Origin of the sequence: Corallococcus sicarius, from assembly GCF_003611735.1 — a bacterium.
Taxonomy (GTDB): domain Bacteria; phylum Myxococcota; class Myxococcia; order Myxococcales; family Myxococcaceae; genus Corallococcus; species Corallococcus sicarius.
The window spans coordinates 28,446-53,291 of the sequence record NZ_RAWG01000024.1 but is presented as its reverse complement, the minus strand read 5'-3'; the positions used below and the strand labels follow the sequence as shown (position 1 = coordinate 53,291).

Below are 24,846 nucleotides of genomic sequence, written 5' to 3'. Positions count from 1 at the left end.
GGGCTGGTGCGCTCGCTGATGGGGGCGGGCAGGGCCTTGCGGTCCACCTTGCCGTTGGTGTTGAGCGGCAGCGCGTCCAGGACGACGAAGGCCGCGGGCACCATGTACTCGGGCAGCGTGCGGCGCAGCCCTTCGCGCAGGCGGGCTCCGTCCAATGGGTGGCCGTCCCTTGCGACGACGTAGGCGACGAGGCGCTTGTCGCCGGGGACGTCCTCGCGTGCAACGACGACGGCCTCCCGCACGCCGGGGGCGGCCTGCACCGTGGCCTCCACCTCGCCCAGCTCGATGCGGAAGCCGCGCACCTTCACCTGGAAGTCGGTGCGGCCCAGGTACTCCAGCGCGCCGTCGGGGCGGTAGCGCACGCGGTCGCCCGTCCTGTACATGCGCGCGCCCGGAGGGCCGAAGGGTGCGGGCAGGAAGCGCTCCGCGGTCAGCTCCGGGCGGTGGAGGTAGCCGCGCGCCAACCCCTCTCCGGAGAGGTACAGCTCGCCGGGCACGCCCACCGGCACCGGCTGCAGGTGCGCGTCCAGCACGTAGGCGCGGGTGTTGGTCAGCGGCCGGCCAATGGGCGGCACCTCACCGGGACGCACGCGCGCCCAGGTGGAGTAGGTGGTGTCCTCCGACGGACCGTAGAGGTTGTAGAGCCGCTGGACGCCGGGTACCTCGTAGATCTGTCGGGCCAGGGACGCGGGCAGCGCCTCGCCCGCGAGGTTGACGGTGCGCACCGACGGGGGCAGCGCGCCCAGACGCAGCAACTGCGCCATCGCGGAGGGCACGGTGTTGACGAGGGTGACCTCCGACGCCTGGGGCAGCTCCGCCAGGTGCAGCGCGTTGCGCGCGATGATGACGCGCCCGCCCCGGCTGAGCGGCGCGAAGACTTCAAAGACAGACAGGTCGAAGTTGAGCGACGTGCAGGCGAGCACGCCCTTGAGCTCGTCCGCGGAGAAGACGCTGTGCGCCCACGTGAGGAAGGCCACGGCGGAGCGGTGTGGGATGGCCACGCCCTTGGGACGGCCGGTGCTGCCCGACGTGTAGATGAGGTACGCCAGATTCTCCGGCAGGGGCGACAGCGCGAGGGACGCATCCGGCGGAGGCAGCAGCGCATCCTCCGGGTGGTCCAGGCACACCACCTGCGATGCGTGCGGCGGCAGTGCGGCCAGCAGGTGCGAGTGCGCGACGAGGGCGGGCCCCTGCGCGTCCTCCAGCAGGAAGGCCAGCCGTTCACGCGGGTAGGTGGGGTCGAGCGGCACGTAGGCCCCGCCCGCCTTGAGGATGCCCAGCATGCCCACGACCATGTCCGCGGAGCGCTCCACGCAGAGGCCCACGCGCACCTCCGGGCCCACGCCCAGCGAGCGCAGCCGCCGCGCCAGTTGCTGCGCGCGCGAATCGAGCTCGCGGTAGGTGAGGCGCACCGCGCCGGAGACGACAGCCACCGCGTCTGGCGTGCGGCGCACCTGCGCTTCCACCAGGTGGTGCAGGCACGCGTCGCGCGGGAAGTCCTGGGCGTTGTCGTTCCACGTCACCAGCACGCGGTGCCGCTCCTCGGCGGACAGCGCGGCGGAGTGTGGCTCCTGCGATGCCGCGCCCACCGTGTCCTCCGGCGCGTTCTCCACCGTGAGGGGCTGGAGCGGGAAGCGCTCGCGGGGACGGGCCTGGGCCGTGCGCTCCACCGGGGCGGACGTGCCCGCGCGGGCCTCGTCCACGCACCGCGCGAGCTGCCGCACGGTGGGGTGCTGGAAGAGGACGCGCAAGGACAGCTCCACGCCGAACAGCGCGCGCAGCCGGGCGAGGACGCGCGTGGCCAGCAGCGAGTTGCCACCCAGCCGGAACAGGTCGTCCCGGGCACCCACGTCCTTCACGTTCAGCAGCTCTCCGAAGAGGGCCGCGATGGCCACCTCCGTGGGCGTCTCCGGCATGGCGCGGGCCTCTTCCGGCGCGCGCTCCAGCGTGGGCGCGGGCAGCGCCTTGCGGTCCACCTTGCCGTTGGGGCTGAGCGGCAGCGCGTCCAGGACGACGAACGCGGGCGGCACCATGTACTCCGGCAGCTTCGCCAGCAGCGACGCTTTGAGCGCCTCCACGTCCACGGTGGCCCCGGCGCGGCCTGAGACGTAGGCGACCAGTCGCTTGTCGCCGGGCACGTCCTCGCGCGCGAGCACCACCGCCTGCCGCACGCTGTCGTGCTGCTCCAGCGCGGCCTCAATCTCTCCCAGTTCGATGCGCAGGCCGCGCACCTTCACCTGGAAGTCGGCGCGGCCCAGGTACTCCACCTCGCCGTCGGGCAGCCAGCGCGCCAGGTCGCCCGTGCGATACAGCCGCGCTCCGGGCGTGTCGCTGAACGGATCCGGGATGAAGCGCTCGGCGGTGAGGTCCGGGCGCGACTGGTAGCCGCGCCCCACCTGCACGCCGCCGATGTAGAGCTCGCCGGACACGCCCACCGGTACCGGCTGGAGGAGGGGGTCGAGGATGCGGATGGCGGTGTTCGCCACGGGCCGGCCAATGGGCACCGAGCGCCGTCCGTCGTGCGCCGTACAGGCGAAGTAGGTCACGTCCACGGCCGCCTCGGTGGGGCCGTAGAGGTTGTGCAGGCCCGCGTGCGGCAGCGTCTGGAGACAGCGCTCCTTCAGCTCCAGGGGCAGGGCCTCGCCGCTGCACACCACCCGGCGCAGCGACGCGCAGCCCGCGGCCTCCGGTTCCTCCAGGAACACCTGGAGCATGGAGGGCACGAAGTGCAGCGTGGTGACGCCTGCCTCGCGGATGATCCGCGTGAGGTACGCGGGCTCCTGGTGCCCGCCGGGCCGCGCGACGACGAGCTTCGCGCCTGTCATCAGCGGCCAGAAGAACTCCCACACCGATACGTCGAAGCTGAAGGGCGTCTTCTGGAGCACGACGTCGTCCGCGCCCAGGCGGTACTCCTGCTGCATCCAGCGCAGTCGGTTGCACACGCCCCGGTGCGCGTTCATCGCGCCCTTGGGACGGCCGGTGCTGCCCGACGTGAAGATGATGTACGCGAGCGCGTCCGGCTCTGTCGCACGAGCAGGCGCGTGCGTGGGCAGGCGCGAGAGCGCTTCGGCTTCGGCATCCACGCACACCACGCGCGCGGCGTGCGGCGGCAGCACGGGCAGCAGCCGCTCCTGCACCAGCAGCACCGTGGGGCATGCGTCCTCGAACATCCACGCCAGCCGCTGCGGCGGATAGCCCGGGTCGAAGGGCACGTAGGCCCCGCCCGCCTTGAGGACCGCGACGAGCGACACCACCATCTCCAGCGAGCGCTCCAGGCACACGCCGACGCGCGCTTCCGGCCCCACGCCCAGCCCGCGCAGGTGGTGCGCGAGCTGGTTGGCCCGCGCGTCCAGCTGCGCGTAGGTGAGCGACGCGTCCTCGAAGGCGAGCGCCACCCGGTCCGGCGTGCGGGCCACCTGCGCTTCGATGAGCGCGGCCAGGTCTTCTTGTGGATACGCCTCGTGCGCGCCGTGCCAGTCCTTCAGGAGCTGCTGGCGCTCGGCGTCGGACAGGAGCGGCAGGTCGCGCAGGCGCATCTCCGGGTGGGCCACCGCGCCTTCGAGCACGCGCTGCAGGTGCCCCAGCAGGCGCACCATCGTGGGGGCCTCGAAGAGGTCGGTGCTGTACTCGGCGGACAGGCGCAGGCCCTGCGGCAGCTCCGTGGCGTAGAGGGTGAGGTCGTGCTTCGTCGTGTCGGTGGTGACGGGCAGGGCCTCCATGGTGAGGCCGCGCGCCTGGAGCGGTGACGCGGGCGCGCTCTGGTGGATGACCATCACCTGGAACAGCGGCAGGTGGCTGGAGCTGCGCTCGGGCTTGAGCGCCTCCACCAGCTTCTCGAACGGGACGTCCTGGTGCGCCTGGGCCTCGGACGCGGTGTCGTGCACGCGGTCCATCAGCTCGCGGAAGCGCAGCGCGCCGGACAGGGGCGTGCGCAGCACCAGCGTGTTGATGAACAGGCCGATGAGCCCCTCCAGCTCCGAGCGGCCCCGGCCCGACACCAGCGTGCCCAGCGCCACGTCATCCTGCCCGGTGTAGCGGTGGATGAGCGCGAGGAAGGCGGACACCACCAGCACGAAGAGCGTCTTGCCGTCGCGCTGGCTGAAGTCCTTCAGCGCCTGGGTGAGCGCCGGGCTGAGCGTGAGGAATTGACGGGTGCCCCGCGAGCCGAGCGTCGCCGGCCGCGCCTTGTCCGCGGGCAGCTCCAGCCGCGCCTCCGGATCCAGCTTCCCGCGCCAGTAGGCGAGCTGCGCCTCCAGCACGTCCCCCTTCAGCCACTCGCGCTGCCAGGCGGCGAAGTCGGCGTACTGCACCGGCAGGGCCGGAAGCTGCGCGGGCGAGCCCTCCACGGCGGCGACGTAGAAGAGGGCCAGCTCCCGCACCAGCACGCCCATGGACCAGCCGTCCGCGATGGCGTGGTGGAGGTTGAGCAGCAGCAGGTGCTCATGGCCGGACAGCCCGTAGAGCGTGGCGCGCACCAGCGGGCCCTCGGACAGCGCGAAGGGACGCTGGGCTTCGGAGGTGACGTCCGCCCACGCGCGAGCCTCGCGCTCCGCCTCCGGCACGTCCCGCAGGTCGCGGTGCTCGAGCGTCAGCGTGAGCGACGGGGCGATGACCTGGACGGGCTGGCCCTCGTGTTCGCGCAAGGTCGTGCGCAGCGCCTCGTGGCGGTCCACCAGCGCCTGGAGGCCGTGCTGGAGCGCGCTCCTGTCCAACTCGCCGTTCAACCGCACCACCGCGGGCATGTTGAACAGCGCGCTGCCGGGGCTCCACTGGTCCAGGAACCACATCCGCTCCTGGGAGAACGAGGGCGGAGCCTGGCGTGCCTTGCGTGCCTTTTCGCGCAGCAGGTGGGCCAGCTTCGCGCGCTTCTCATCCGGGGTCTGGGCCATGTCGGGCACACCTCGCTGCTCGCGCCGGTGTCGCCGGACGCAGGAATGTTTCGCTGTCGCTGCGGAGGAACGCGGCTACGTCGGAACGGCCAGCCGGGTCTGGAGGAAGCCGCGGGCCCGCTCCAGGTCCGCGCTCACGTCTTCGGGGGCTGCTTGCGCTGCTTCTTGTCGGACTGCTGCGCGCGCTCCAGTTGCTCCAGGCGCTCGCGCAGCGCGGCCACGCGGGGGCGGGGGAGCTGCTCATCCTCCAGCCGCTTGTTGAGCGCGCTCACGTGCCGGAGGCGCTCCCGGCCGGTGAGGTTCGCGGTCGCTTCCACGTCGCGCTCCAGGGACTCCAGCTGCTCACGCAGCAGCGCCACCGACTCGCGGGGGCTGAGGATGGGGGAGGCGAACGTGTCCGGGATGCCGTCGAAGCCGAGGACGTTCGCCTCGCCGTCCACCTCGCGCAGGCGCTTGCGGCTGAAGCCCAGCAGCGATTCGTTGCCCAGCTTCGCCACCAGCCGCCACGCGACGTGCCGGTACGCGGGCAGGTGGCGCACGTAGACCGCGTTGTAGCGCGGCAGCGGTCGGTCTCCGCGCATGCTCTTGAAGGGGTCCGAGCCTCCGCCGGTCTCGATGGCGATGCCCCGGTCGAACGCTTCGCGCATCAGCAGGCTGTTGAGCATCCGGTACAGGCCCACCTCCTGCGGCAGCGACAGGTCGTAGCCGGAGACGGGCGAGTACAGGACGTCGTCCTTCACGGAGATGCCGTAGAAGGCGTCGATGCGGCCGTCCTTCACCAGCAGGCGCAGGGGGATGCGCGTGCCCAGGCGCATGTCCTCGAAGAACGCCTCGCTGATGGGAGGGTTGGTCATGTACTTCTCGCGGTTGAGCTGCCGGTACAGGTCCGCGAGCCGGGGCGCACAGCCGGGCATGTCCCGACCGTCCACGACCTGGTAGCCGGAGGCCTCCGTCATGCGCGCGTCCCGGCGGTGCAGCTTGCGCGCGCTCGCGCCCGGCTCCAGGCCGGCGGGCAGCTGCATGCGGGTGTGCGTCATGTACGAGAAGTCGTAGCCGTGCCCCTTCAGCTGGTTCAGCAGGGGCGAGTGCGTGGCGGGGTTCACCGCCATGAAGACGAGCGCGTACTTCGCAAAGCGCGTGGTGAGGAAGTCCGTCAGCCGCTGGACCTGATCCGCCGTCAGGTTCGCGCCCATGTTGCGCAGGGTGGGCCAGGTGTCCACCTGGATGACCTTGTCCAGCCGGGTGGCCTTCATCACCGCGCCCACGCCCCACAGCACGCTGCTGGCGGTGAACCCGGCGAGGGGCTTCCAGTTGCCCGTCTTGATGGCGCTGCGCTGGCTGGCGATGTAGCGCGCGTACATCGAGAACAGGTACGAGTTGTCGCCCGACCCTTCGGTGAGGGACAGGGGGATGAGCAGGTCATCCATGCCCAGCAGCAGCATGCGGGCCCGGTCCCCGAACCACGCCTCCGGGCCGCGCTGGAACAGCGGCACGAGGAAGTCCTTCGTCGCGCGTCCCTCCTCGGTGTCGGGGAAGGGGGCCGTCTGGATGTGGGTCTCGTCGTAGAGGATCACGAGGGCTCACCCGGAGGGCGCGACGTCGCGGGGCCGGCCAGGTGGGCCTGCACGAACTCCCGCGCGGCGATGAGCGCCGCGTCGATGCCTCCAGCGCGCGAGCCTCCGCCCCATGCCACCTCGGGGGAGCCTCCGCCCTTGCCGTCCACGCAGGGCGCGGCCTGGGCCATGAGCTGGCCCGCGTCCAGGCCCAGCTCGCGCAGCGCGGGGCTGGCCGCCGTCACCAGCACCACCTTGTCGCCGCGCGTCGCGGTGAGCACCACGCCCACGCACCCGGCCGCCTGCCGCAGCGCCTCCACCAGCGCCTTGAGGTGCTGCGCGGGCGTCTCTCCCAGGTGCGTGGCGACGAGCGCGGTGTCACCCAGCCGCGTCGCGCCCTCCAGGAGCTGACGGGCGTGTTCGTCGGGCGCGGGCGACGTGTGCGGCGTGGACGCCGCGGGCTTGCGCCGGGCCTCGTGCTCCAGCCGGGTCAGCCGCTCGCGCAGGGCGACGACGCGGGACGTGGGCTGGGGCCAGTTGTGCAGCGTCTGCGACAGCGGCGCCAGGGCACGCTGCCGGGCCTCGCCCTCCAACCTGGCGGCGGCCTCCAGCGACTGCTCCAGCGCGTCCACCTGCTGGCGCAGCGCCTGGGCGGCCTCCTGCGGCGTCTGGCCGGTGGGCGGCGTGAGGGGCAGCGACAGCGGTTCGAAGCCGGCGACGCCTTCGCCGTCAATCCTTCGCATCATCCCGCGCGAGGCGGGCCGGATCGCGTCGTTGGCGTAGCGCCTGAGGGCGCGCCACACGGCCTGGCGCCACCGGGACAGGTGGCGGATGTGGACGGCGCTCCAGCGGGGCACGGGGACGGCGCCGCGCAGGCTCTTGAAGGGGTCCGCGCCCGCGCCCAGCTCCACGGTGTGGCCCGCGTCCAGCGCGTCCTCCATGAGCTGGTACACGAGCCCGCGGTACAGCCCCAATTCCTGCGGCAGCGCGACGTCGTAGCCGAACACGGGCGAGAACAGCACGTCCCGGTGCAGGTGGTGGCCGTAGAACCCGTCGATGCGCCCGTCCTTCACCGCGAGCTTGTACTGGAGGATGCCCTCGCGCAGCGTCCACGCGAAGAACTCCTCGGTGTACTGGAGGTTGGTCTGGTACTTCTCCCCGTTGAGCGAACGGTACAGCTCCACCAGCCGGGGCGCGCAGTCAGGCACGGTGCTGCCATCCACCAGCGTGTAGCCGGAGGCCTCCAGCAGCCGGCTGTCGCGGCGGCGGTTCTCCCGCACCTGCCGGCTCACCTCCGCCTGCGTGGGCAGCATCATGCGCGTGTGCATCGAATAGACGTGCTCGTAGCCCTGCGCGCCCAGCACGTTGAGCAGCGGCGCGTGCGTGGCCGGGTTCACCGTCAGGAAGACGATGGCGTGCTTCGGGAACTGCTTCACCAGGAAGGCGGTGAGGCGCGCCACCTGGTCCGCGGTCAGCTCCGCGTTGAGGTTGCGCAGCAGCAGCCAGTGGTCCACGTAGACACACTTGTCGATGCTCGCCGACTTGAGCAGCGCGCCCAGCGTGTGCATGGCGCCGCGCATCACCCGCGCGCGCCCGGCACCCCACGTCTCCGCCGTCACCGCGGACAGCTGCAGGCTGATGTAGCGCGCGAAGGTGGAGAGGAGCGCCGAGTTGTCGTATTCCGCGTCGTTGACGGCCAGCGGGATGCGCAGGTCATCCATCGCCACCAGCCGCAGGGTGGTGCGGTCGGAAAAATAGGCGGTGCTGCCACGCTTCATCAGCGGAACGAGGTAGTCCCGCGCGAGCCGCCCCTCCGGGGTCTCGGGCCAGGAGCATGCGTCAACGTTGCGCTCATCGTAGAGAATCATGAATAAGTCACGATTGCGTGTCTCGCAGTGCGAATCAAGGTAGGCGAGAAGGGCCTGATTCACTGGCTCTACAGCTCTGGAAAAGGAATGAGGACATGAACCGGATTTTCGCGGGAGCGCTGGTCACGGCATCGCTGGGTGCCATGGGGTGCAGTGGAGCGGGAGCCACCGGTGCGGGCACGGACGTGCGGTCGCGCCCGGCGGCGCTGTCGGCGTCCGACGCGCGCGTCCGGCTGCGGGAGGCGGATCAGGCCATGTCCGACGCGAGCGCGAAGGCGGGCTCCGCGCAGGGGTTCGCGGAGTTCCTCGCGGAGGACGCGGTGATGCTCGTGGAAGGGGAGTACGCGCTCAGGGGACGGGAGGCCATCCGCGCGTGGCTGACCGCGCACCCGCTGGAGCAGGGCGGCACGGTGCACTGGGAGCCGGTGCGCTGGGACGTGAGCGCGGACGGGACGCTGGGCTATTCGGTGGGCCACTCGACGGTGGACGCGGCGGGCGCGACGGCGAAGGCGCTGGGCCGCTACATCTCCACGTGGAGGCAGCAGCCGGACGGTGCGTGGCGGGTGACGGTGACGGTGCGCAACGCCGCGAAGACGCCCATGACGCCGCCGGCGGGCTTCTCCCCGTCGCACACGCTGCCGGCCGCCGCGCCGCGCACGATGTCGAAGGACGCGGTGCTCGCGGAGGCGAAGGCCGCGGACAGCGCCTTCTCCGAGCTGTCCACGAAGGAGGGCATGGGCAAGGCGTTCATCACCTACGCCGCGGAGGACGCGGTGTTGCTGGGCGGACCCGCGGGCCTCTTCGGCCGTGAGGCCATCGCGCAGGCGTACACTCCGCTCACGCTCGACAAGATCGACCTGCGTTGGGAGCCGGTGCTGGGAGACGCGGCGGCGTCCGGGGACCTGGCGTACACGGTGGGCCGCGCGGTCGCGACGGGCAAGAACGCCGAAGGCAAGCCGGAGACGGACCACGTGAAGTACCTCACCGTGTGGCGCCTGCAGGCGGACGGGCAGTGGCGCTATGTCACCGACGGAGGCAACTCCAACCCCGGGCCGCAGGGCCCCTGACGGCGTCTCGGTTCCTCCCTCGCTGCTCCGGAGTCCCCATGTCCCTGCCCCGTGCCCCGCTGGCTGACGCCATCTGCTTCTACGACGACCTGCTCCAGGGCGACGTGCTGCGCCGGACCCACGAGCAGCTCCAGCGCACGGCCGAGCGCAAGGGCGTCACGCTGGGCGGGCGCGTGCTGTACCGCACGCTGCGCCCGTACTTCGTCACGCCCCCGCAGCACGCGGACATCCAGCGGGCCACGTACGCGGTGGGGCAGGCACTGGAGGAGGTGGTGCGGCGCGCCGCGGTGGACGCGGCGTTCCGCGAGTCGCTGTGTCCGCAGGGCTGGGAGGAGCTGCTCGTGCCCGTGGACGGGCAGCGCGCGGGCCTGGCCACCATCGGGCGGTTGGATGGCTTCGTCGGTCCGGACGGCGTCATCCGCTTCATCGAGTTCAATCCCTACCCCGGCGGGCCCATCAACTCCCACAGCCTGGGCGAGGCGTTCGACACCTCGGCGGTGATGGAGGCCTTCTCGAAGCGCTACGAGGTGGTCCGCCCCGCCACCGCGCCGAACCTTGTCACCGCCCTCACCGTGCTCAACGGCCGCGCCGGCCGCAAGGGCCCGCCGAGCCTGGCGCTCTTCGGTCCGCCGGGCCCGGACGACGCGGACGAGGAGGTGGTGTACCAGGCCTATCTGAAGGACCACGGCTGTGACCTGCGCATCGTCACCGCCGACGACGACTGGACGTACGCGGACGGCGTGCTGCGCGCGGGGGACTTCCCGGTGGACGTCATCACCTTCATCTCCTCCATCGGCTTTGGCGGGCTGGTGGTGGGCTGCGGGCCGGACCATCCCGTCATGCGCGCCATCTCCGACGGCGCGGTGAACTTCATGAACGGGCTGTTCCGCAGCACCATGCTGCGCAGCAAGGCGCTCTTCGCGGAGGTCAGCCGCATGGCGGACGAGGGAGCGTTCGGCGCGGAGCAGGACGCGCTGCTCCGCCGCCACCTGCCCTGGACGCGCGTGGTGCGCGAGGGGATGACCCTCCGCGAGGGTGCGCGCGTGGACCTGCTGTCGTACGTGGCCGGGCACCGCGAGCACTTCGTGCTCAAGCCCGCGTTCGACTACGGCGGACGGGGCGTCACGCTCGGATGGAACACGGACGCGGACACCTGGAGCGCCACGCTCAAGCAGGCCCTGGAGGAGACCTGGGTCGTGCAGGAGCGCATCCCCCTGGTGAAGGCGTCCTATCCCGTGTTCGACGGCGGGCGGGTGCGCCACGAGGAGCTGCACTCGGACATCAACCCGTTCCTCTGGGAGGAGAACCGGCCGGAGGGCTTCCTCGTGCGGATGGCGCCCGGCGCGATGCTCAACATGTCGCAGGGCGGGAGCCTGGGCACGCTGGCCGTGGTCCGCGAGCGCTGACGGCTGGCTGCCACCAGGAACAGGGTAGATTTCAGATATACATGAAATAACAGGAAGGTCTTGTTTCCCGGCTCGGGCCTCCGCATGAATGGCACTTCCCCCGTGGTGAGGAGTGCCCCATGAATCTCCCTGGTTTCTTCCGGTGGTTGTCATTGCCTGCGGTGCTCCTGTCCTGCGGTCCCGCGACGCCTGAGACTCAGGCGGACGCTCCGGTGTCCGTGGAGCAGGCGGCGCTCGTCGAACTGCTCTCCAACGGCACCTTCAACGCCGGCACGACGGCGCCGTGGTGGAACAACGCCAGCACGCAGTCGCGGGTGGAGAGCGGGCAGTGGCGCGTGGACGTGGCGGCGAACACGGCCAACCCGTGGGACGCCATCGTGGGGCAGAGTGGCCTGACGTTGGTGGCGGGGAAGGCCTACACGCTGGCCTTCACGGCCACGGCCACGGCGGGTATCACCGCGCGAGTGACGGTGCAGCAGGACACCGCGCCGTATGCGACGACGCTCAGCGAGTCCTTCACGCTGGACGGCACCTCCCGGCGCATCAGCTTCCCGTTCACCTCCTCGCTGTCCACGGGGCAGGGCCAGGTGACGTTCCAGTTGGGCGGGCGGGCCAACGCTGTCACGGTGCGGCTGGATGACATCTCACTCACCACCGAGGGCGGGACGACGGGCTCCGGTCCGGTGGCGATGACGAGCGGCTTCTACGTGGACCCGAACTCCAACCCGGCGAACTGGGTGCGCGCCAACGGCGGGGACGGCCGCGCGGCGCGCATCAACGCCTCCATCGCGAGCAAGCCGATGGCGCGCTGGTTCGGCAACTGGAGTGGTGACATCGCGCAGGCGGTGTCGGGCTTCGTGGGCGCGGCGGACGCGGCGGACAAGCTGCCGGTGCTGGTGGCCTACAACATCCCGGGCCGCGACTGCGGCAGCCACTCCGGCGGCGGCGCGGGGAGCCCGGAGGCGTACCGTGCATGGATCTCCGCCTTCGCGACGGGCCTGGGCAACCGGCCTGCGATTGTCATCATCGAACCGGACGCCGTCGCGCAGCTGGACTGCCTCCCCAGCGACGCGGAGCGCCAGACGCGGCTGGGCCTGCTGCGCTACGCCACCGAGCAGCTCCGCGACCGCGCGCCCAACACCTGGGCGTACCTGGACGGCGGCAACGCGCGGTGGATTGCTGCCGACACGATGGCGCAGCGGCTGGAGTCCGCGGGCGTGCGCAACGTGCGTGGCTTCTCCATCAACGTGTCCAACTTCTACATCACCAGCGAGTCCGCCACGTACGGCGGTGCGGTCAACTCCGCGCTGTCCAGCCGCTACGGCTACACGCGGCAGTTCGTCGTGGACACCAGCCGCAATGGCAACGGCTCCAACGGCGAGTGGTGCAACCCGGCGGGCCGCAAGCTGGGCACGCCCTCGCAGACGGGCGGCGGCGCGGAGCTGCTGCTGTGGGTGAAGGTGCCGGGTGACTCGGATGGCCAGTGCGGCATCGCGCCGGGCACGCCCGCGGGACAGTTCAGCCCGGACCTGGCGACCCGGCTCATTGACGGGACTTGAGCGCCTCGGGCTGGACGGGCCTTGATTGAGGTCGTGTCAGAAGTAGACTCCAGAGGTCTAGTCATCGAAATGAGGCCTCTTGCAGACCACCGACCGCGTCAACCCGTCCAGCCGGGATGCGCCCACGTCCCACCCGCGGCGGCTCCCCTTCGGACCCGAGCGCTCGCACTTCCTCTTCCAGATCGCTGACACCCGCTACGACTTCCTTCGCACCGTGGACCGTCGTTCCAATGGCGAGGTGCTGATGCTGGCCGAGCGCCATGAGCCGCGCGGCCTGCCGGGTCCTGTCTTCGTCAAGCGGCTGCACACTCCAGCCACGCGGGAGCGGCGCCACCGGCTCCTGGAGGAAGTGCAGCTGGCCTACCGCCTGCGCCACCCCGCGATCGCCCAGGTGCACCACTTCAAGGTCCACGAGCGCAAACCCTACGTCGTGATGGAGTACGTGGACGGCCCGTCCCTGGACACGGTGCTGTGCCTGATGGCCATGCGGGAGCGCCCCGTGTCCGTGGCCTTCGCCCTCTTCGTGGGAGCGGAGCTTGCGGACGCGCTGGACCACGCCCATTCCCTCACCGACGGCACGGGGCGTCCCCTGGGGCTGGTGCATCGCGATGTCAGCCCCCGCAACGTGAGGATTGCCCGGGACGGCACGGTGAAGCTGACGCACTTCGGAGCCGCCTACTCCCATCTGGTGGGGCGCGAGGAGACGCAGGGACGGCTCCTCAAGGGCGACGTGGCGTATGCCTCGCCCGAGTATCTGCGGGGAGAAGCGCTGACGCCTGCCTCGGACCTCTTCTCCCTGGGGCTCTCACTGCTGGAGCTGGCCACGGGACGCCACCTCTTCCAGGACGCGATGGAAGGTGTCGCGAAGGAGGACGGCCCCGCCCGCCACGGCCTCCAGGTGGAGGAGGAGCCGTCCCTGCCGCTGACGTGCATGTTGGAGCAGGTCCAGCGCTACACGCCCCAGGACGTGGCCCGCGCGGTGGCGGGGCTGCCCGTGGCGTTCGGCGCCGCGCTCCAGCAGTCCCTCCGGCGCGAGCCCGGGGACCGCCCCGGGACCGCTGGCGTCCTGCGGGATGCGCTGCGGGAGGGGCTCGCCCGGGAGCAGCAACAACGAGGCGGGGGCGGGCTGTATGGACGCAAGGAGGTAGCGGAGGAGCTGGCCCGCCTCATCGCCGACGCCAGCTCCGTCCGGGACCAGGTGGAGCTGGAGGACGAAGACCTCTTCCCCGCGGGAATGGACGCACAGGCGCTGACACCGCCGCCCGTTCGCGAGCCCCGGGGGTAGGTGCGCGCTTCAGCGTGACAAGGCGCGGGCCATGGTGACGAGCGCGTCCAGCTTCTCCTCCTCCAATTCGCGCGCCAGGGTCACCAGCCGCCGCAAGGCGGCAGGTTCCTTCCGGACCTCGCGGCGGGCCCCCGCGTCCGGCCGCGCCAGTCCCAGCAGTTCATCCGTGCTCACGCGCAACGCCATGCTCAGTCGGCACAGCATCGTGGCGCTGGGCACCATCTTCCCTCGCTCCACGCGGCTGTAGACCATGGTGTTCATCCCCACGGTGGCGGCGACCTCCGCCTGCGTCAGGCCGAGCCGCGCTCGGGCTTCGCGCGCGGCCTTGCCTACCTTCATGCCCAGTTGTTCGTCCATGCGCGGGGGAGCGTAACGGAAAGTCCATGGCTTGGCCGGTGGGAACGCGACTCGACTTGCCAGGTATTCATGCTGGTAGACTTGGGATTCCATGGGAGTCATCGCGACGCGGAGCGAAGGCTTCCAGGCGCCAGGGGCGGAAGCGTGAACGGCCAGCACATCGCGGACCTGCCGCCGGGCACGGACGTAGGGGGCTTCATCGTGGAGGCGCTGCTCGGCCGGGGTGCCAGTGGCGCGGTCTACCGTGCCCGTCGCGGTGGCGAGTCCTTCGCGTTGAAGCTCCAGGCGCATCCGGGGATGGGGAGCTGGGCGGAGCGCGAGGTGTCCATCCTCATGCGCCTGGAGCACCCCAACGTGGTGGGCTTCCGGCATTGCGGGCTGCATCCGGAGAAGCAGCCCACCTGGTTCTATCTGGCCATGGAGCTGGTGGAGGGGCGCACGCTGCACCGCTGGGTGCGCGAAGAGAACCCCAGCGCGCGGCGGGTGGTGGCGTTGATGCGGAACCTGGCGCACGGCCTCGCGGCGCTCCACGGCAAGAAGGCGCTGCACCGGGACATCAAGGAGTCCAACATCCAGGTGCGGGAGGCCACCGGCGAGGCGGTGCTGCTGGACGTGGGCGTCGGACACTACGCGGGGGCGCTCCGACTGACCCAGGGCATCCTGCCGCCGGGCACGCCGCAGTACCGCAGCCCGGAGGCGCTGGCCTTCCGCCGTGAGCGTGGGCGACAGGAGGACGCGCATTACGAGGCCACGCGCGCGGACGACCTGTATGCGCTGGGGGTGGTCCTCTACTGGATGCTCACGGACCGGCATCCCTTCGAAGCGCCCGTCACCGCCACGGAAGTGGAGACCCTCATCCGTGACCCCCCGGTGCCGCCGCACGTGCGCAACCCGCGTGTGCCGGAGGCCGTGAGCCTGCTGTGTCTGCGTTTGCTGGCGAAGACGCCCGAGGCGCGCGGTGAGGGGGCGCGGGCCCTGGACGAAGCGTTGGCGGCGCTGGTGATGGATGACGCGTGGGATGTGCCGCTGCTCCCGGACGTGGCGGAGGCCCCTGCGACGCCGGTGCCCCGGGATGAAGCCGAGGAGCACGAAGCCTGGATGGCGCACGGTGAGGCGCCGGGACCGCCCCGCAGGGGGAAGGTGCCCCTGCCGCCAGTCATCCCGCCGTCTGTACATGCGCGGGTGCCCCCACGCATCGTTCGTCGGCCAGGGGCATGGTGGAAGGGGTGGGGACTGCTGGCGTGCGTGATGGCGGGGCTGCTGGGCGCCTGGGCATGGCGCGGTGGGCTCGCTCGGGAGCACGGGGAGCCTCGATTGGAAACGGGCGGGGAAGTAGCGACTTCTGCTTCTGCACCAGAAGCTGATCCGGCCGCAGTCCTGCCACCCCGGGTGGCGGCTCCTCCTGTGGCCGTCGCCCCCGAGGTGACGCATCCGCTGAAAGAAGAGACGCCCGTGACGAAGACTCCTCCCGAGACCCGCCGCCCCACCCGAACCCGGACGGCCGTGTCCCGCGCCGTGCTCGCCGCCGTCACCTGCTCCGCCCTGGGTTGCCCCTCCAGCGGGCCCCAACTGCGTGCTTCACCACCGCCGGAGGAGTGCCCGGCGGGCGCCCTGGAGGCCATGGAGAAGCTGGGCATCCGCACGGGACGCGCGGAAACGGGGTCGTTCCTGCCGTTTGGTGGGGGAGAGCGGGCCATTCCAGTCCAGGAAGGACGGTCGCCTCCCGTCAGGATCCCGCTAGGAATGGGCAAGCTCCCGCAGCAGACCGTGGTGCTCGGTACCCTCATCCGGGGGGAGTACCTGTTTGGCCGCTTCACCGAGGCCCGCACCCCGAAGGGAGAGCGCTATCCAATCTGCATGGAGATGCTGAATGGGAGCGGAGTCGAACATGGGATGCCCCTCTTGGAAGGCAGCACGGATGACCAGGTGATCATCAGGAGCACGGTCTACCTTCGGGCCGTGGACCATTTCGAGTGACCCTCTTCCCTCGCCCATCGTTGAAGGTCGCCCTGCTGGTGGCCCATGCCTTCGCGTCGGTGGCGGCGGCCCAGGTGACGGGTGCTCCGGATGAGGAGGGTGCGGGCCGCATCGAATGGTCCGCCGACCGGGAGCAACCACCGCAAGAACTGCGTATCAGTCCGGGCCTGGCGACCCTCCTGTTGAGCGACTCGCCCGTGGCGCGGTGGGAGCTGTCTGGACGGGAGAACTTCCGCCGGGTCATGGAGGGCACGGACACTCTCGCGCTCCTGCCTCGCCATGACCTGAAGGAAGGCACCCGGCTGAAGTTGACCCTCGTCTTCGCGGACGGGGAGGCACCCTTGCGCGCGGAGCTGGTGCTGGTGGTGCATCCCGTCTCGGGGCAGCGTCAGGCGGAGTTGTATCGCCATCGGCGCGGTGTGGAGTCGTATCAGGAGGAGGTCCGGCAGTTGCGCGCGGAAGTCGGGCGCGCCCGGGCGGAGGTGGAACGCCTGCGCACGACGCAGGCGCGGCCCGATGGGCTGACCGGCCTGCTGCTCTCCGGAGTGATGGGGCTTGAGGGCGTGTCCTCCCGCGACCTGCTGCGCGACCCACAAAGCACGCCAGGGTTGGTCTTCTCCGTGACGCGGGTGCGCACCTTCCGTGCCTCCACTCGCGCCGCGGTGCAAGCAGAGTTGGACAACCAGGGAGAGGTGCCCTGGAGGTTCAAGGGCGCGGCGCTGGTGGATGGGTCCGGGCACACCGTGCACGCGCTGGTCGTCTGGCCCCAGGAGCCCATCGCACCGAAGGAAAGCGCCATGGGCATCATGGAATTCGAGCTGCCTTCATCCACGGCGCGCGGTCCCTACACCCTCAAGCTGTGGGCGGAAGGCGCAGCGCAAGCCGTCACGGTGCGCGATATCTTCTTCCCGTGAGAAGCTTCAGCGCCCGGCCGCATGAATCCAGCTGGTCGGCATGAGCTGAACGACGGAGCGCGATTCTCGAACGGCCTGGAGAGTAGGCGGGCGCCAGCAGCGCGGGGAAGGGGCTGGGACTCGCTCCGTTCGGCCTTGTGTGCGCAAGAACCGGAGGAAGAAGCGAGCCCTGCCTCAGGGAGGACAACAGCCGTGCCTGGGCTGTTGTGACCGCAGGCGCCTGACGCGTTGGGGGGAGAAGACTGGCTGCCCGCCCACCCTGTGGCGGTGCCTGGCGGTGGCCAAGGTGGCGGCGGGCCAGTCGCGAGCCCAGGCGGCGCGGGAGCTGCTGTGCGCCACCTCCACCGTGGTGTCCGCCGTGCTGCGATACCGGGAGCGCGGCCGTGCGGGATTGCGAGATGGCAGAGCCTTCAACGGCCCGCGCAAGGTGGACGCGCGGTTCCGCAAAAACCTGTGCCGGGTGCTGGAGGGGACGCCCCAGCAGTCCGGCTGGCGGCGCACGACGTGGACTCGCGAGTTGCTGGCGCGCGAGGTGGAGCGTCGCGGCCGCGTGCGCGTCTCGCCCGCGACGATGGGGCGCGCGCTGATCTCGGTGGGCGCACGTCGCAAGTGGCCTCGGTCCGTGGTGCGCTGCCCCTGTCCCTCGTGTCGACGGCGCCAGCGCCTGTGGCAATTGAAGTGCTGGGCCACCTACGCCCGTCCCCAGGAACCCGTCCTCTATGAGGACGAGATGGACGTGCACCGCAATCCCAAAATCGGGCTCGATTGGATGCTGCCCGGTCAGCGGCGAGAGGTGGTGACGCCGGGCAATAACCGCAAGCAGTACGTGGCCGGGGCCCTGGATGCGCACACCGGCAGGCTGACGTGGGTCAAGGGGCAGAGGAAGACGAGTGCGCTCTTCATCGACCTGGTGCGAGCGGTGGCGGCGGCCTCTCCCAAGGCGAAGCGTCTGCACTTCATTCTGGACAACGCCGCCACCCACTCCAGCTGTTGCCGCGTAAGGGACCGCTCAGGAATTAATTAGTCGAATAGGGGAATAGACAGGCAGCCGAGCATCGTTGGGCTGAGATGGAAGCGGAGAAGGCAGTGGCGGAGCGCTACCAGGCACTCCGAGACGTCATGGATGAGCGGGTGACGCGCCGCTGGGCAGGCGCCGAGGCGCTCGCGTTGGGGCGATGCGGTGTCACTGCGGTATCGCGAGCGACCGGCTTGTCGCGCATGACGGTGCGCACGGGGCGCGACGAGGTGAGCGGAAAGAAGCCCCCAGGAGAGCTGGTGCGGGTGCGGCGCAAGGGCGCTGGCCGGCCCCCAGTGGAAGGAGCCCAGCCGGGCCTGACCGAAGCCCTGGAGTCGCTGGTGGACCCCGTGACTCGGGGCGACCCGGAGTCGCCGCTGCGCTGGACGTGCAAGAGCACGAAGGTGCTGGTCGCGGAACTGGAGAAACAAGGCTACGAAATGAGCCCGCAGAAGGTGGGCGAGCTGCTCAAGAGCCAGGGCTACAGCTTGCAGGCTGGCGCCAAGTCGCTGGAGGGAGGGTCGCACCCTGACCGCAACGCCCAGTTCGATCACATCAACGCCCAGGTGAGAGAGTTCCAGGCTCGGGGGCAGCCGGTCGTCTCGGTGGATACCAAGAAGAAGGAGCTGGTGGGGGAGTTCAAGAACGGAGGCCGCGAATGGCAGCCGGCAGGGGCGCCGGTGCTGAGCCTGACGCATGACTTCCCGGACACCGCAGTGGGCAAGGCGATTCCCTACGGTGTGTACGACATCGGGGACAACAGCACTTGGGTGTCGGTGGGGGTGGACCACGACACGCCCGTCTTCGCCGTCAACAGCATCGCCAGCTGGTGGCGTAAAATGGGGAGGGAGCGCTATCCCGAGGCGAAGCAACTGCTGGTGACGGCGGACTCGGGCGGCAGCAACAGCGCGAGGAGCCGGGTATGGAAGGCCGAGTTGCAGCGGCTGGTGGACGCAACGGGCCTGGCCATCAGCGTCTGCCACTTCCCGCCCGGCACGAGCAAGTGGAACAAGGTGGAGCATCGCCTCTTCAGCCACATCAGCATGAATTGGAGAGGCCGCCCGCTGGAGGACTACGAAACGGTGGTGAACCTCATCGGCGCGACGACCACCGCCAAGGTCCTGAAGGTGAAAGCGCGGCTGGACCGGTGGCGCTACCGCACGGGAATCAGCATCTCTCAAGAGACCCTGCACCAACTCCACCTCGTCCGCTCATGTTTCCATGGCGACTGGAATTACGTCCTCAAACCCAAATCGGATAAGTAATTTCTGAGCCAGCCCTTACCGTCGGGGTAGGGTGCGCGTTCGATGTCGCCCCCCCCCTCGTCCACATCTATTGCGACGGCGCCTGTTCGCCAAACCCCGGCCTGGGCGGCTGGGGGGCCATCCTCATCGCTCCCGAGCGGAAGGACTACCGCAAGGAGCTCGCGGGGTCGGAGCCGGACTCCACCAACAACCGCATGGAGCTGACCGCGGCGCTCGTGGCGCTGAAGGCGCTGAAGATGCCGTGCCGCGTACAGGTGTTCACCGACTCCAAGTACGTGTGCAACGCCTTCGAGGCGAAGTGGCTGGACAAGTGGCAGTCCAATGGCTGGCGCACGTCTGACAAGAAGGCCGTGTCCAACGCGGACCTCTGGCGCGAGCTGCTGGAGGCCGTCCGCGCCCATGAGGTGTCCTGGCATTGGGTGCGCGGCCACTCGGATGACGTGGAGAACAACCGGGCGGATGCGCTGGCCGTCGCGGCCCGGCTCGAACTGCTGGCCCGGCTCGGGCGGTAGCGGCCGGCGCGCGCGCCGAAACCCTCCACATCCGACTCCAATCTCCTACCCCGGGAGGACAAGCCATTTCACGGCCTCATGGTGAACGGCTTGCGCACTCCTGGTACGGTAGCCCTTTCAGTCGCAGGCCTTGCACTGACGGGGAATGTCCATGCCCAACGCCAAATCACCTGCCTTCACCCTGCGGGTGGGAGCCCTCGATGCCGAATCACTGGTCGTCGAGCGATTGCAGGGTGAGGAAGGCCTGAGCCGCCTCTTCGACTTCAGCGTGGACTTCGCGCCCCTGGCGCCCGAATCCCTGGACACCGCGCCCTTGGTGGGAGCCGACGCGCTGTTGACGGTGGCCCAGCCCGGCGGGACGCCGCGCCATGTGCACGGCATGGTGCGCACGGTGGAGTCCCTGGGCCTGCGCGATGGACGCTGGCGCTACCGCGCTCGCATCGTGCCCGCGCTGTGGCGCCTCACGCAGGTGAAGCGCAGCCGCATCTTCCAGGGCCAGTCCGTGCCGGACATCCTCAAGGATGTCCTCACCTCCGCGAAGGTGGAGGTGCGCGTCAGCCTCCACGAAAGCCATGCTCCGCGCGAGTACTGCACCCAGTACCGTGAGACGGATTTCGACTTCCTCGGTCGCCTGATGGAGTGGGAGGGCATCTTCTACTTCTTTGAACACTCCGAAGAGGGGCACGTCCTGGTGCTGGGGGATGCCCCCAGCGTCCATGAGGCGCCGCCAGGTGGCGCGGCGCTGCCCCTGCGTGACGAGGACGGCCGGGTGGAGACGGGCGAATTCCTGACGGATCTGCGGCGCGTGCGCAGGCTCCGCCCCGGCGCGGTGCACCTGAAGGATTTCGACTTCGAGAAGCCCTCGCTGGACGTATCCGGCAAGTCGAAGTCCTCCGAGGGGATGGAGGCGCTGGAGGTGTACGACTACCCCGGCGGCTACGTGGCCGCGGGCACGGGCAAGGCGGCGGCGAAGGTGCGCGTCCAGGAGGCCACCCAGGCATCGCTGACGCTCGAAGGGGAGGGCATCTGCCCCCGCCTCACCTCCGGGCACCTGTTGCAGGTGGAGGACGACGGCACGCACGAGGGCCGCTACGTCGTGGTGACGGTGCAGCATCACGGCGGCCAGCCGGAGACCCACGGAGGCCGCGAGGCCCTGGGGGGCCTGTACCGCAACCAGTTCCAGGTGATGCCCGCCAACGTGCCCTTCCGTCCGCGCAGGCTCACGCCCCGGCACCGCATCTCCGGCCTCCAGACGGCGCAGGTGGTGGGCCCGGCCGGCGAGGAGATCCACACCGACGCGTACGGCCGCATCAAGGTCCAGGTCCACTGGGACCGCGACGGCCAGCGGGATGAGAAGGCGTCGTGCTGGGTGCGCACCAGCCAGGCGCTGGGCGGCCCCGCGTGGGGGGCGCTCGTCCTGCCGCGCATCGGGCAGGAGGTGGTGGTGCGCTTCCTGGAAGGCGACCCCGACCGGCCGCTGGTCGCGGGCTCCGTCTACAACGGCGCCAACGCGACGCCCTACGCGCTGCCGGACGAGAAGACGAAGAGCACCCACAAGAGCGTCTCCAGCAAGGGCAGCGACGGCTTCAACGAGCTGCGCTTCGAGGACGCCAAGGGCCAGGAGGAGGTCTTCCACCACGCGCAGAAGGACCAGAACCTGGTCACGGAGAACGACAAGGACCAGGCGGTGCTTGGCCATGAGGAACGGTGGGTTAAGAAGGAGCGTGCGCTGACCGTAGGGTTCAATCAGACCCTGTATGTCAGGCAGGACGACGTGGGCGTGGTTGAGGGCAACCAGTCGCTGGAGGTGCGCAAGGATCGCGACACCCTTACCCGGGGGAACCATGACGAATCGGTGGAGGGCAACCAATCCGTTACGGTTCGCAAGGGATGCTTGGTTGAAGTCACCCAGGGTTCCATGGAGAGCGTGGGTGGCGCCAAGGCCACAACCATTGGCGGGGCCTATGCTGTTTCTGTAGCGCTCGCGATGAATGAGGCCGTGGGTGGAATCAAGTCGCTGCAGATTGGCGCGGCTCACCTCGAGACCGTTGGGGGCAGCCGCCAGGAGAGCGTGGTTGGCGACCTGCAGCGCAAGGTTGGCGCTGGCTTCCAGTCGGAGGTCAAGGGCGCGTGGGCTGCGACCCTGGGCAAGGACCTCAAGGAAGACGTGGGCGGGGTTTCCCAGCTCAGCATCAAGCATGCTGCTGGCGTCCTGGCGAGAAGCTACTCGCTCAGCGCTGACAAGTTCTCCGTGGTGGTGAACGGCAATCTGGCCCTGCAGTGGGAAAAGTCTGGCAATGTGAAGATCTTCGCAAAAACCCTGACATTCGAGGGCTCGGACGTGAAGGTCAAAGGTGGCAAGGTCAAGTTGGAGGCGGCCGGTTCCCCGAAAGGTGAATCCCTCCAGCTCAAGGAGATTGCCAGGCTGCCACCCGCGGAGGCGGGGAGCCTGAAGTTCCAGGTAAAGAGTCGCAGTGGTGCGTCGATGGCGGGACGAGAATACGAAGTCAAGTTGCCCGACGGAAGCATCCGCAAAGGCAGTCTCGACGGCCAGGGCAACGCACACCTCGAAAAGCTCCCCGCTGGTGAGTGCTTGCTCTCATTTTTGCCGTTGAAGGACGGTCAATCATGAGTGTGAAGCACAAGGTCAAGCAGGGGGAGTGGCTTGCGAAGATCATCCGCCAATACAGCCTGGGTAGTTGGCAGGAGGTCTGGGATTCTCCAGAGAACACGGCGCTGAAGCAGAAGCGCCGCAATCCCTACTGTCTCCTCCCAGGAGACGAGGTGGTCATCCCTCCACCAACGGAGATGAAGGTTTCCGCAGGAGCAAGCTACGTGTTGCAGGGGGGAGAACGCCCGGACCGGCTTCGGTTGGGCTTGCGCAGGGCGAACACCCCGCTGAGCCGAAGACGCTACGAACTCACGTTCGGTGAACAGGTCCACTGCGGGACGCTTTCATTCACGGGAATGCTGGAGCACCTGCTTCCGCCGGAGGCTACCGAGGCCCGTCTTAAAATCTGGACCCGGGAGGAGCCCGAACTCACGTGCGAGTGGACGCTGAAGCTCGGGCATCTGGATCCGGTTCAGGAAGTCAGCGGAGCGCAGGCCCGCCTCGCGAACCTGGGTTACTACCATGGGCCGATCAACAACGAACTGACGGACGACACCCGTACCTCATTGCGCAACTATCAGGTGGCCCTGGAGCTTCCGCCTACGGGCGAACTGGATGCCGCCACATCCGAAAGCCTTGAGGCCACGCACGAGTGGAACGGTGGGACCGAATTGCCAGAGCCACCCCCGGGCCAGGCTCAGGACGCGCCTCCGCCTTCTGGCGAGGTCTCGGAACTCCATGAAGAGGCGCCGCAGCAGTCCGGCCCGCTGCCTCCGGAGCCGGCCCCTGTCGCTGAACCGCCGGGCACGGAACCGGCGACGCAGGTGGCTCCGGGGCCTCAGGGCACGCCGCCTCCGCCGCAGAGCGCGGTCCCTGTCCAGACGCACCGCTATGGCGGCTTCGTGCTTCGGACCGGAGACCGGGACGACCAACAGCGCTGGGGGGGGCAGGTCCAGGTCCAGGTCCAGGGCAACAACGGGACGGCCACCTTCGTGGCTCCGGCAAACGGTGCGGCGGGCGCAGCCCTGTCGGCTCCGGCCCACGTGCTCCGGCTCCAGCGTGACCTGCGTGAGCTGGGATTCCTCGTCGGAGGAGCACCCGACGGTGTCTTCGGGTTGGGAACGGACTGGGCGGTTCGTGAGTTTCAGGTCTACGCGAAGATGGAGCACATCGCGCAGGAGGACACCGCTGCTACCAACCCCGACTACGTGGCGCGTTTGTCCCGGGCGCAGAATTCGCTTCGCTACCAGGGGCCCATCAGCGGCATCGTCAATGACGCCACGGAGCAACGCATTCGCCACTGGCTCGCCCATCGCTGGCGCTGTCCGGTCATCGTCCGAGCCATGCGCGTCCAGAACAACAATCCGACCACGGTCATCCAGGACAATCTCTGGCGGCATGACGATACGATCGACACCACCGCGCGCATCTACGTGCGTGACTTCACACAGTACTACACGCTGCCTGCGGGCAGGGACGCGGACGCGCTTCGTGTGTTGGGCTCCTACGCGACTTATCCCGGTTACGGCGGGCAGCAGAGTCTGCCGCCCCGACATACCTGGACCAGTTCGGAGTTGCTTCCCGCGAGCCTTGTGGGCGTGGCGACTTTTCAGGCAATGACGCCTGCCCAGCAATCCACCTACAAGGTGGTGCGCGCCGCCTCGGAGCAGGAATGTCTGGGCTTCTTCGACTCACTCAACGCCTACGACAACGCCTTTGTCTCACTGGGCCCCTGCCACTGGACGTTGGGTATCCTCTTCTTAGGACAGGCCGTTCCATCCGAGGGTGAGCTTGGCGGCTTCTTGTCCTACCTGCGCGCCACCAACGCGGAGGCGTTTCAACAGGCCATCGAGTCCTTCGGGATGCGCATTGATGAGGACTGGAACGGGGGGGCTGGCGACGGGGCGAACCTGTACGACAGTACTGGCAAGAAATATACGGGGTGGCCAGCGCAGCAGCGCGATGACTCGACCTGGGGACGCATGGCGCGCACCGCGGCAGCGGGCAACTACTACAAGACATATCATTGGTACTACCGATTCCAGATGGCGGGACGGACCATCGCTGGCTTCCAGCGGGCAATGTGGGGCATGGCTCGCATCCGCCTCCGTGATATCCGCGCTACACCCTGGGGAACCGGGGTGGCCGATGTAGGTAACGGCAATCAGACGCGCCCCGCCACCATTGGTGACGTGGTGACCTCCGAGCGTGGCATGGGCATCCTTCTGCGCTGGCACATCTTTCGCCCTGGCCACGTCGCGGCGCAGAACGCTGCCGGTCAGCGCCTGCGCAACGCTTTCACCGTCGCGCGCGATGCGAATCCCACGCTCAATTGGAACCAGTCTCCAGCCCTCTGGGGAAATGCACACGAGGCGGCATTGGTCACCGCCATCCTGGATGAGGCCGCCAATGTGAACGACACGGTGAATGCCGTCGCCAATTGGCCTGCTTGGCTGGGAGGGGGCGCTCAGGCCAACCCTCGCGGCTACGCCCTGACACTGCCTGCCGGGACAAACCTGCGCATCCTCCGGGGCTCGTTCCAGTTCGACGCACCGTGAGCAGGTCGTC

At 69.4% G+C, this 24,846-nt stretch carries 15 protein-coding genes; 11 read left to right on the top strand and 4 right to left on the bottom strand.

What is annotated here, in order from left to right; genetic code table 11:
- From D7X12_RS05840 to D7X12_RS05830, 3 genes are all read right to left on the bottom strand, one after another.
- Positions 1-4,889: non-ribosomal peptide synthetase (locus D7X12_RS05840; RefSeq protein ID WP_158619974.1), on the bottom strand; the 4,889-nt coding region annotated here is incomplete at its 3' end.
- A gap of 134 nt (positions 4,890-5,023) precedes the next feature.
- On the bottom strand, positions 5,024-6,463 hold the full coding sequence (locus tag D7X12_RS05835; protein ID WP_120624268.1) for a GNAT family N-acetyltransferase: 1,440 nt from the start codon (positions 6,461-6,463) through the stop codon (positions 5,024-5,026).
- Complete coding sequence (locus D7X12_RS05830; protein ID WP_120624267.1) at positions 6,460-8,310, bottom strand: GNAT family N-acetyltransferase; 1,851 nt, start codon at positions 8,308-8,310, stop codon at positions 6,460-6,462. The genes D7X12_RS05835 and D7X12_RS05830 overlap by 4 nt, the downstream gene beginning before the upstream one ends.
- A 95-nt stretch (positions 8,311-8,405) precedes the next feature.
- On the opposite strand from D7X12_RS05830, the gene D7X12_RS05825 reads away from it, so the two are divergent.
- The 4 genes from D7X12_RS05825 to D7X12_RS05810 all read left to right on the top strand — a co-directional run bounded on the left by D7X12_RS05825 (position 8,406) and on the right by D7X12_RS05810 (position 13,627).
- Entirely contained in the window at positions 8,406-9,377 is a 972-nt protein-coding gene (locus D7X12_RS05825; protein ID WP_120624266.1) for a YybH family protein, read from the top strand.
- 38 nt (positions 9,378-9,415) lie between these two features.
- Positions 9,416-10,783, top strand: coding sequence for a hypothetical protein (locus tag D7X12_RS05820; protein WP_120624265.1), 1,368 nt, complete (start codon positions 9,416-9,418; stop codon positions 10,781-10,783).
- A 119-nt stretch (positions 10,784-10,902) separates the two neighbouring features.
- Positions 10,903-12,342 (top strand): glycoside hydrolase family 6 protein, encoded by a 1,440-nt coding sequence (locus D7X12_RS05815; protein WP_120624264.1) that lies wholly within the window; start codon positions 10,903-10,905, stop codon positions 12,340-12,342.
- A 79-nt stretch (positions 12,343-12,421) separates the two neighbouring features.
- On the top strand, positions 12,422-13,627 hold the full coding sequence (locus D7X12_RS05810; protein WP_244224372.1) for a serine/threonine protein kinase: 1,206 nt from the start codon (positions 12,422-12,424) through the stop codon (positions 13,625-13,627).
- 9 nt (positions 13,628-13,636) lie between these two features.
- On the opposite strand, the gene D7X12_RS05805 is transcribed toward D7X12_RS05810, so the two are convergent.
- Entirely contained in the window at positions 13,637-13,984 is a 348-nt protein-coding gene (locus D7X12_RS05805) for a helix-turn-helix domain-containing protein (protein ID WP_120624263.1), read from the bottom strand.
- A 144-nt stretch (positions 13,985-14,128) separates the two neighbouring features.
- On the opposite strand from D7X12_RS05805, the gene D7X12_RS05800 reads away from it, so the two are divergent.
- The 7 genes from D7X12_RS05800 to D7X12_RS05770 all read left to right on the top strand — a co-directional run bounded on the left by D7X12_RS05800 (position 14,129) and on the right by D7X12_RS05770 (position 24,836).
- Positions 14,129-15,961: a serine/threonine protein kinase gene (locus D7X12_RS05800; protein ID WP_244224371.1), complete on the top strand. Its 1,833-nt coding sequence runs from the start codon at positions 14,129-14,131 to the stop codon at positions 15,959-15,961.
- Positions 15,958-16,875, top strand: coding sequence for a DUF2381 family protein (locus D7X12_RS05795; RefSeq protein ID WP_120624261.1), 918 nt, complete (start codon positions 15,958-15,960; stop codon positions 16,873-16,875). Before D7X12_RS05800 ends, D7X12_RS05795 begins: the two co-directional genes overlap by 4 nt.
- Positions 16,876-17,152: 277 nt before the next feature.
- Positions 17,153-17,899, top strand: coding sequence for an IS630 family transposase (locus D7X12_RS05790; protein WP_244224370.1), 747 nt, complete (start codon positions 17,153-17,155; stop codon positions 17,897-17,899).
- A gap of 44 nt (positions 17,900-17,943) precedes the next feature.
- Entirely contained in the window at positions 17,944-19,155 is a 1,212-nt protein-coding gene (locus tag D7X12_RS05785; protein WP_120624259.1) for an ISAzo13 family transposase, read from the top strand.
- Positions 19,155-19,667 carry a ribonuclease HI gene (rnhA, locus tag D7X12_RS05780; protein ID WP_120624258.1) on the top strand — a complete coding sequence of 171 codons (513 nt, stop codon included), beginning with the start codon at positions 19,155-19,157 and terminating at the stop codon, positions 19,665-19,667. The genes D7X12_RS05785 and rnhA overlap by 1 nt, the downstream gene beginning before the upstream one ends.
- Before the next feature lie 151 nt (positions 19,668-19,818).
- A complete protein-coding gene (tssI, locus tag D7X12_RS05775; protein WP_120624257.1) occupies positions 19,819-22,299 on the top strand; it encodes a type VI secretion system tip protein TssI/VgrG in 2,481 nt (826 codons plus the stop codon).
- Complete coding sequence (locus D7X12_RS05770; protein WP_120624256.1) at positions 22,296-24,836, top strand: peptidoglycan-binding domain-containing protein; 2,541 nt, start codon at positions 22,296-22,298, stop codon at positions 24,834-24,836. Before tssI ends, D7X12_RS05770 begins: the two co-directional genes overlap by 4 nt.
- The last annotated feature ends 10 nt before the right edge of the window (positions 24,837-24,846 follow it).

What these genes read in the sequence shown, in the direction of transcription:
- D7X12_RS05830 (WP_120624267.1), bottom strand. Translation starts at nt 8,310, where the DNA reads ATGATTCTCTACGATGAGCGCAACGTTGACGCATGCTCCTGGCCCGAG.
- D7X12_RS05825 (WP_120624266.1), top strand. Translation starts at nt 8,406, where the DNA reads ATGAACCGGATTTTCGCGGGAGCGCTGGTCACGGCATCGCTGGGTGCC.
- D7X12_RS05820 (WP_120624265.1), top strand. Translation starts at nt 9,416, where the DNA reads ATGTCCCTGCCCCGTGCCCCGCTGGCTGACGCCATCTGCTTCTACGAC.
- D7X12_RS05815 (WP_120624264.1), top strand. Translation starts at nt 10,903, where the DNA reads ATGAATCTCCCTGGTTTCTTCCGGTGGTTGTCATTGCCTGCGGTGCTC.
- D7X12_RS05805 (WP_120624263.1), bottom strand. Translation starts at nt 13,984, where the DNA reads ATGGACGAACAACTGGGCATGAAGGTAGGCAAGGCCGCGCGCGAAGCC.
- D7X12_RS05785 (WP_120624259.1), top strand. Translation starts at nt 17,944, where the DNA reads ATGGAAGCGGAGAAGGCAGTGGCGGAGCGCTACCAGGCACTCCGAGAC.
- tssI (WP_120624257.1), top strand. Translation starts at nt 19,819, where the DNA reads ATGCCCAACGCCAAATCACCTGCCTTCACCCTGCGGGTGGGAGCCCTC.
- D7X12_RS05770 (WP_120624256.1), top strand. Translation starts at nt 22,296, where the DNA reads ATGAGTGTGAAGCACAAGGTCAAGCAGGGGGAGTGGCTTGCGAAGATC.